General features: G+C 63.0%; 9 protein-coding genes. 2 read left to right on the forward strand and 7 right to left on the reverse strand.

The window, feature by feature from the left end; genetic code table 11:
• Positions 1–49: 49 nt before the first annotated feature.
• The 4 genes from BM279_RS22970 to BM279_RS22985 form a co-directional block, all read right to left on the reverse strand.
• Positions 50–682, reverse strand: a complete 633-nt coding sequence (locus BM279_RS22970; protein ID WP_093507701.1) for a TRAP transporter small permease — start codon at positions 680–682, stop codon at positions 50–52.
• Positions 683–915: 233 nt separating this feature from the next.
• Positions 916–1,296, reverse strand: a complete 381-nt coding sequence (locus tag BM279_RS22975; RefSeq protein WP_093507703.1) for a VOC family protein — start codon at positions 1,294–1,296, stop codon at positions 916–918.
• Between the two features lie 13 nt (positions 1,297–1,309).
• Positions 1,310–2,314 carry a DctP family TRAP transporter solute-binding subunit gene (locus tag BM279_RS22980; protein ID WP_093507705.1) on the reverse strand — a complete coding sequence of 335 codons (1,005 nt, stop codon included), beginning with the start codon at positions 2,312–2,314 and terminating at the stop codon, positions 1,310–1,312.
• An 89-nt stretch (positions 2,315–2,403) separates the two neighbouring features.
• Positions 2,404–3,333, reverse strand: a complete 930-nt coding sequence (locus BM279_RS22985) for a LysR family transcriptional regulator (RefSeq protein ID WP_093507707.1) — start codon at positions 3,331–3,333, stop codon at positions 2,404–2,406.
• 179 nt (positions 3,334–3,512) lie between these two features.
• Between BM279_RS22985 and BM279_RS22990 the strand changes: the two genes are divergently transcribed.
• Together BM279_RS22990 and BM279_RS22995 are read left to right on the forward strand one after the other, a co-directional pair.
• Positions 3,513–4,718, forward strand: coding sequence for a CaiB/BaiF CoA transferase family protein (locus tag BM279_RS22990; protein ID WP_244154211.1), 1,206 nt, complete (start codon positions 3,513–3,515; stop codon positions 4,716–4,718).
• A gap of 185 nt (positions 4,719–4,903) precedes the next feature.
• Positions 4,904–5,839: a hydroxymethylglutaryl-CoA lyase gene (locus BM279_RS22995; RefSeq protein WP_093507711.1), complete on the forward strand. Its 936-nt coding sequence runs from the start codon at positions 4,904–4,906 to the stop codon at positions 5,837–5,839.
• A gap of 52 nt (positions 5,840–5,891) precedes the next feature.
• Here the strand turns inward: BM279_RS22995 and BM279_RS23000 are convergent, their stop codons facing one another.
• From BM279_RS23000 to BM279_RS23010, 3 genes are all read right to left on the reverse strand, one after another.
• The gene (locus tag BM279_RS23000) at positions 5,892–6,326 is read right to left on the reverse strand and encodes a hypothetical protein (protein WP_093507713.1); all 435 of its coding nucleotides are present in this window, start codon (positions 6,324–6,326) and stop codon (positions 5,892–5,894) included.
• A gap of 157 nt (positions 6,327–6,483) precedes the next feature.
• Complete coding sequence (locus tag BM279_RS23005; protein ID WP_093507715.1) at positions 6,484–7,653, reverse strand: MFS transporter; 1,170 nt, start codon at positions 7,651–7,653, stop codon at positions 6,484–6,486.
• A gap of 213 nt (positions 7,654–7,866) precedes the next feature.
• A partial coding sequence (locus BM279_RS23010) for a transposase (protein ID WP_143103635.1) occupies positions 7,867–8,220 on the reverse strand: 354 nt, incomplete at its 5' end.

Consider the following 8,220-nt stretch of genomic DNA (forward strand, 5'->3'; position numbering starts at 1 on the left):
ATGCCGATGAACATCAGCGCGAACAGGGCGATGAACAGAAATGCGATGGTCATCGTTTAGCCTCCGTTTCTTCGGCGAGTTTGATGGCGTCTTCCACTTCGCCGTGACCACCAAAACCAATCTGCTTGTCCTGGATCACCCGGACCAGCACCTGGGCGAAACGCAGGAACATCAGGGTGAAGCCGATGGGCACGATCATCACGATGTGCCACTGCTGCACGCCAAAGCGATCCAGATCCTCGGCACCGGTGCCGAGCGTGAACAGCAGCGCGACCCACTGCTCGCTGGAGTAGGCCATCAGCGCGCAGTAACCGAGGCAGATGAGCAGCGCGACGATGGCCACGGCCTTCTGCAGGGCCGGCTGGAACATACGCACCAAAAGGTCAACACCGATGTGCGCACCGATGCGCACGCCCCAGGCCAGGCCGACGAAGATCAGCCAGCCGAACATGGCCTTGGTCAGGGCCACGCTCCAGGTCATTTCCTGGGCGACGAAGAGGATGCCGTCGCCAATGGCGAACAGGGCATCGCTGCCAAACGGCAGCACATCGCCCAGGGCGTAGAAAACACCGTAAAGGTTGTTGAATACCACGTACGAGAAAGTGACCAGGGTCATCGCCCCGAGCAGGAACGCCACAGCGGCTTCCTCGAGGTGATTCCATAGGCGCTGCAATGCATTCATCAGCGGTCTCCCAGGGAGGGTTGTTGTAATTGTTTTGGCCAGCCGACTCTAACCTCCGGCCTGGCGAGGCGAATATTCACGATTGGTAAACGCGGCCTTCGGCGTGGGCGAATAGCCTACCGAGGCAAAGAGCCATGCGATGAAAACCAGCGGTTAGAGGTGGTGCCAGCGAACACTCCCACAATGGATAACTGAGCATCCGCTCTTGCCATGCCGCTGCCCGACAAGCCCCGTTATAAAACCAATTCGGAAATCTCGATCAGGTTCAGATCAGGATCGCGCAGGTACACCGAACGAATCGGCCCCGTGGCACCAGTGCGCATCACTGGCCCCTCGATGATTGGCCAGCCAGCCTGCTGTAGATGCGCGATCACCTGATCCAGCGGCTGGCTGGCGATAAAGCACAGATCCAGCGCCCCCGGCACCGGCAAGTGAGCCTTGGGCCCGAACTCCTGGCCACGCACGTGCAGATTGATCTTCTGGTTACCGAAGCAGAACGCCTTGCGGCCATTGCCAAATGTTTCCAAGCGCATACCCAACACCTCCACATAGAAATGCGTGGTCGCGTCGGCGTCGGTAGCGGTCAGTACCAGATGATCCAGGTGATCGAGCATGGCGGTCTCCGCTCTAGTTGGTGGCAGCATTGGCGGCCTGAGCCGCCTCGATCAGGTCGCTGCCGATCTTGTCTTCGTATTGCTTCCAGACCGGTTGCATCACCTCGCGCCATTGCTTGCGCTCTTCGTCCGTCAGCACGATCAGCTCGTGCTTGCCGCCGGCGAGGATCTGCTCCTTGTCCTTTTCGTTGAGCGCCAGGGCCTGGCGGTTAACCTCGGCGGTGACCTCGTCGATGATGGTCTTGAGTTCGCCGCGTACACCGTCGGGCAGGCCGTTCCAGAACTTGGCGTTGGTGATCAGCATGTAATTGCCGACCGCGTGGTTGGACTCGATCATGTACTGCTGCACCTCGAAGTGGCGCTGGCTGTAAATGTTCGACCAGGGATTGTCGGAGGCATTGATCACCCCGGTCTGCAGGCCCTGGTAGATCTCGGCGAAGGCCATCTTGCGTGGCACCGCGCGCAGTGCGCTGATCTGCGCGGCCTGCAGGTCGGAAGGTTGCACGCGGAACTTCAGGCCACGCGCATCACTCGGCAGGTGCAAGGGCTTGTTGGCGGTGAACTGGCGCATACCGTTGAGCCAGTAGGCCAGGCCGAGAATGCCGTTGTTCTCCAGGCTGTGCAGCAGCTCCTGGCCCTTTGGCGATTGCTCGAAACGCTGGGAAGCAGCGGCATTGTCGAACAGGAACATCAGGTCGAAGATCTGCACCCGCGGCTGGTACTTCTCCAGCTTCACCGGGGCCGGCGCCAGCAGTTGCACGTCGCCGAGCAGCAGCGCCTCCATCTCCTTGCCGTCACCGAACAGCGAAGAATTGGGGTAGACCTCCACCCGCGCCTTGCCGGTCAGGCGCTCCTTGACCAGCTTCTGCAGCATGCGCGCGCCCTGCCCCTTGGGCGTCTGGTCGGAGGCGACATGGGCGAACTTGATGACAATTTCCTCGGCCTGAACGGCGGCGCCGAAGGCCATGGCGGTGGAAAGCAGCACGCAGGACAGGCTGCGGCAGAACAAGCGGGACATGAGGCGATCTCCTGTTGTTATTGGTACGGGGGGCAGTGCCCACCGGATGCCTTTGTTCGCCACGAACTCTACTTGAGCCCCAAGGCCGACTAAATTCTTGATTGGCCAAGCCTGCCTTCGCCATTGCCGAAGGCAGAACCATTGGCCAGGTGATCGACCATCTGCCGGGCGATCAGCGACAGGCTGTCGTACTGGCGCACGCAGATGTTCAGCTCGCGCACCGCCCAGGCATCCTCGATTGCCACGGCGCGCACCGCCATGCTCGGCAGATAGGTACGCACCGCCTGCTCGGGCAGCACACCGATGCCCAGCCCGGTATGGATCATCCGGCAGATGGCCTCGAAGCTGCGCACCTGGATGCGCACCCGCAGATGCACGCCCGCCTGCTGCGCGGCCTCGCTGAGCAGGCTATGCAGCGAGGCTTCCTTCTGCAGGCCGATGAAGTCGTAGCCGACGGTTTCCGACAGCGTGACTCGCTCGCGGGCCGCCAGCGGATGCTCACTCGGCACCACCAGCACCAGGCGGTCATGGCGGTAGGGAAACACCTGCACGCCAGCGGCCTGTACGTGGCCGGCGAAGATGCCGATATCGGTCAGCCCTTCGCGCACCGCGTGGATGATCTCGCTGCTGACGCGCTCTTCCAGGTCGATGCGAATCTGCGGGTGCTCGGCGCTGAAGGCTGCCAGGTCCTCGGGCAGAAAGGCGATCACCGCCGAGGTGTTGGCGTGGATGCGCACGTGGCCATTGATGCCCTCGCTGAACTCGCTGAGGTCGGCCTGCATGTGCTGGATGTTGTCCAGCAGGTTGCGCGCATGGTGCAGCAGCGCATCGCCGGCCGGCGTCAGCGCCACGCCCTTGGGCTGGCGATACAGCAAGGGGGTGCGCAGATGCGCTTCCAGGTCGCTGATGCGCTTGCTCACTGCCGCCAGCGCAAGGTGCTCACGCTCGGCGGCGCGGGTCAGGCTGCGCTCATCGGCGATGGCGACGAATAACTTGAGGGTGGTGAAATCCACGCGCATGGCGGGCTCCGCTTCGTGGCTGGCGAAAGAGGCTGGCCCGCGCCAAGGGCTGCGAACCGATGGTGGCACCATATGCCTTCGCGTTGCACGAAGCCAGACTTGACGATTGACTGATTGCGGCGAGCCGCGTGGTGGGCGATGCTCGGCGCCATCGAACCCAAGTCATCGGGAAGCCGCACATGCCTGCCAACACAACCGTTGCACCCATGGCCCTAGCCGGCCTCAAGGTCATCGAAATGGGCCAGCTCATCGCCGGCCCGTTCGCCAGCAAGCTGCTCGGCGAATTCGGCGCCGACGTTATCAAGATCGAGCCGCCTGGCGTCGGCGACCCACTGCGCAAGTGGCGCAAGATCAAGGACGGCACCTCGCTGTGGTGGCACGTGCAGTCGCGCAACAAGCGCTCGCTGACCCTTGACCTGAAACAGGCCGAAGCCCAGGACATCGTCCGCCAGTTGGTGGCCGAGGCCGACATTCTGGTGGAGAATTTTCGCCCCGGCACGCTGGAAGGCTGGGGCCTGGGTTATGACGCGTTGAAGGCGATCAACCCGCGACTGATCATGCTGCGCATCTCCGGCTACGGACAAACCGGGCCCTACCGCGACCTGCCCGGTTTCGGGGTGATCGGCGAAGCCATGGGCGGTCTGCGCCATCTCTCCGGCTATGCCGGGCAAGCGCCGGTGCGCGTCGGGGTGAGCATCGGCGATTCGCTGTCCTCGCTGTATGGCGTGATCGGCGTGTTGCTGGCCCTGCAGGAGCGGGGCCGCAGCGGCGAAGGCCAGGAAATCGACGTGGCGCTGTACGAGTCGGTGTTCGCCATGATGGAAAGCCTGGTGCCCGAATACGACGCCTTCGGCTATATCCGTGAGCCAGCCGGCAGCGCCCTGCCCGGCATCACCCCTTCCAACTCCTACCCGTGCAACGACGGCAGCTACGTGCTGATCGCCGGCAATGGCGACAGCATCTACAAACGCCTGATGACCCTGATCGGCCGTGACGACCTGGGCAACGACCCGCGCCTGGCGCAGAACGACGGGCGCAGCCAGCATGCCGAGCTGATCGACACCGCCATTGGCGAATGGACCGCCGGGCGCGGCCGCGACGAGGTGATCGAAGCGCTCAAGGGCGCCCGCGTACCGGCCGGCTATCCCTACACCGCCGCCGATATCGTGCAGGACCCCCACTACCTGGCACGGCAGATGATCGAGACGGTGCAGACGCCCGTCGGCCCGCTGAAGGTGCCAGGCGTGCTCCCCAAGCTCAGTCGCACGCCGGGGCGCATCGGTGCAGGCGGCCCGCAGCTCGGCGAGCACAGCGAAGACATCCTCGCCGGGCTTGGCCTGAGCGAGGAGCAGGTCAAAGGTCTGCGCGAGCGCGGGGTTATCTGAGTTCTAGATCGTTCCCATGCTCCGCGTGGGAACTCAGCCCAGGACGCTCCGCGTCCGCCCCTTAGAGCAGCCGACGCAGAGCGTTGCCGAATGCATTCCTACGCAGAGCGTGGGAACGATCAAAACCTTCCGGATGTTACTTCGCTCGAGCCGGGCTACGCCCCAGACACAATCAGGACCTCCCCATGACCAAACGCCTCTACATCCAGGACGTCGCCACCCGCGACGGCTTCCAGATCGAAGCCAGCTTCGTGCCCACCAACGCCAAGATCGCCTTGATCGACAGTCTGTCTCAAACCGGCCTGGCGAAGATCGAGGTCACCTCCTTCACCTCGCCCAAGGCGATTCCCAACCTGCGTGATGCCGAAGAGGTGATGCGCGGCATTCAGCGCGTCGACGGTGTGGAATACACCGTGCTGGTGCCCAACGTGCGTGGCTGCGAACGGGCGCTGTCCTGCGACGTGGACGAAATCAACCTGGTGATGTCGGCCAGCGACACCCACGGCCTGGCCAACCTGCGCATGACGCCGGAGCAGTCGCTCGCGCAGTTTCGCGAGATCATCGAGGTCACCCGCGGCAGCGGCGTATTCATCAACGCCTCGCTGTCGACCACCTTCGGCTGCCCGTTCGAGGGTGAAGTGCCCGAGGCGCGCGTGCATGAGCTGACCGAGCGTTTGCTGGAAATCGGCGTGCAGGGCGTGACCCTCTGCGACACCACCGGCATGGCCGACCCGGCGCAGGTCGAACGCATCTGCCGCACGTCGCTGCAGCGCTGGCCCGAAGCAGTATTTACCGCGCATTTTCACAACACCCGCGGCATGGGCCTGGCCAATGCCCTGGCAGCCCTGAACGCCGGCATCGACCGCTTCGACGCCTCCCTTGGCGGGCTCGGCGGCTGCCCCTACGCGCCGGGCGCCAGCGGCAATATCTGCACCGAGGATCTGGTGCACATGTTCCAGCGTATGGGCCTGGAGACAGCAGTAAAGCTGGATACACTGCTCGAAGCAGCCGCCACCCTGCCCGACCTGATCGGCCACGACGTGCCGGGCGCCATCCTTAAGGCTGGAAAGTCCGACCGTCGCTATCCAAAACCGAAATGGATGAGCGAAACGCAAGCGTAAGGACGTTATAGGGCTTCGGCGGCAGCCCAGAACTCGCATCGCAGGCAGCGGCTCAGCCCCGCAGCCCTCCTTCCCGCTCCCAAGCGCAGCGCACGCGAAGCGCACCGTCCTGAGGGCTATGCAGACCGCTTTCCGATTCGGCTTCCCAGCGGAAGGTGTGGGTGCCGTTGAGTTCGGTTTCCAGGTGCACCACGGCGCTGGCCCAGTAGAGGCGCTTGAGCAGCGCCTCGAATTCGGCGACCCACAGCTTCCATTCGTACTCGATGGTCTGGTAACTGGCGCCGAAGTGAATCACCTGGGTCTGGTACAGACCGCTGCCCGGTTGCTGGCAGCAGGAGAACATCTCGCGACCGAGAAACGGCCAGGCATCTCCGGTCGGCAATGCGTCGAGCACCTGCCGGTTAAGCAGGCGGCGCAGGCGACTCTCCGCAGCGCTGTCCGACGGCCAGTCACGAATATTGCCGTAGACGATGGATTCCGATTCCACGGGGGCACTCCGATAAAAACTGGCAGCCTTCTATCACAGCGCACGAGTGAGGGGAATGCTGCGGGCCGGGCGAGCGGTCAGGACAGTGATGAGTGTCATTCAATCGGCTAGGCGATGTCCCGGGTTTCGCTTCGCTCTACCCGGGCTACGAAGCCATTCACACTGAAGGACTGCGCGGACCTTCGCGCATCGACCAGGCCAGCAGCACCATCACCACCGCCATACCCGTGAGCACCAGGAACGGCACCTGATAAGTGCCCGAAAGGTCGCGCGCCAGACCGCTGAGTACCGGGCTCAGGCATGCGACGCTGTAGCCCGAGCCGAGCATCATGGCAGTCCAGCGACTGACCGCCATGGGCGAGCCGGCCTCGTAGATCGGCAGCAGCAGCGACAAGGCGAAGGAACCGCTCATGCCGAACCCCAGGGTCAGCGCCCAGAATTCCGGGATGAAGGTCGGCGCAAAGGTGATCATCACCAGGCTGACCAGGGTCAGGGAGCCGCAGCCGACCATCAGCAGGTAACGGTTGAAGCGCTGCACCAGCATGGGTAGCACGAAGGAGCTCGGCAGCCCCATCAGCATGGCCAGGCTGAACAGCGTGTTGCTGTGCATCGCCGATAAGCCCGCCTCCTGGTAACGCGCCACCGTCCAGGTCGCCACCGCGTAGAACAGCCCAGCCTGCAGGGCAAAATAGGCGCTAATCAACCAGGCCCGCCCCTCGCGCCAGGGCAAACCGGCGGAGGCATCCTCCTGACTCAGCGGCTCGACATGCTGCTTGGGCAGGCAGCACCAGATGACTACCGCCAGCAAAGCTGGCACTACCCAGATGGCCAGGCCGTAGCTCCAGTCATCGCCAAACAGCTGGGTGACCGGCATGGTCAGCACTACACCGATGGCGCCACCGATAGCCATGCTCAACGAGTACCAGGCCAACACTTGGCCCATGCGACCGGCGAAATGGCGTTTGATGAAGCCCGACAACAAAGGCCCGGCAATGGCGATGGCGGCGCCTAGCAGCACGGCGCTACCAACGAGAATGCTGCTGGAATGGCTGACCAGGCGCAGCACCAATGCCAGGGCGATGGCACCCAGGCACAGCGTGATGGTGCGCTCCAGGCCCAGCCGCACGGCAAGCCGCGGCGCAAGGGGCGCCAGCAGGCCCATACATAGCACCGGTAGCGCCGTGGTGAGGCTGATAAAGCCGCGGCTGAGGGACAGTTCCTGAGCGATACGCTCGATAAGCGGCGCCAGCGAGGTAATGCCGGGGCGGAGATTCACCGCTGCGGCCACCAGAGCCAGCAGCAGTAAAGCGCGGGAGACGGGTTTCACACGAGTTCCTGATCATGCGGCCAGGTTCGGCCGAGCCGGCAACCCTACTCGTGCGTTTCGATTAGGGCAAGCGCGAGCCAGTGCTCGCACTGTGCAATGGCCTGAGAAGCTGTTCAGGATCACTCGCCGTAATTGCATCTGTAATGACTACGGCATGGCGGGAGCAGTCGGTCGCATAACTCGTAGGAGATTCTATGGTTTAGGGCAATGCCTTTATGTCCTTCTGCTGATGTACTCGCCTTGAGTTTTCATCAAGGCGAATGCGACTCTGGCGAGCTTTCTAGCCAGGATGACCAAGACCTGAGTGGTTGCTTTGCCTTTGCTGCGGTAATACTCGTATAGCTCTTTCCAGGCCGCAGATTTACTGGCGGCCATAGCGGCGTTATGCAGCAGTCTGCGCACTTCCGAACACCCTCGTTTGGTCAAACGGCGACGCCCAGACTTTTGGCCTGAATCTGCGACTTTCAGATCCATGCCCAAAAACGCGATGTATGCATCACTGCTTCTGAATTCGCCACGGATGAACGCAGTGACTAAAGCGACAGCGGTCAGAAAACCAATGCCTTC

The organism is Phytopseudomonas straminea (assembly GCF_900112645.1).
Taxonomy (GTDB): Bacteria; Pseudomonadota; Gammaproteobacteria; order Pseudomonadales; family Pseudomonadaceae; genus Aquipseudomonas; species Aquipseudomonas straminea.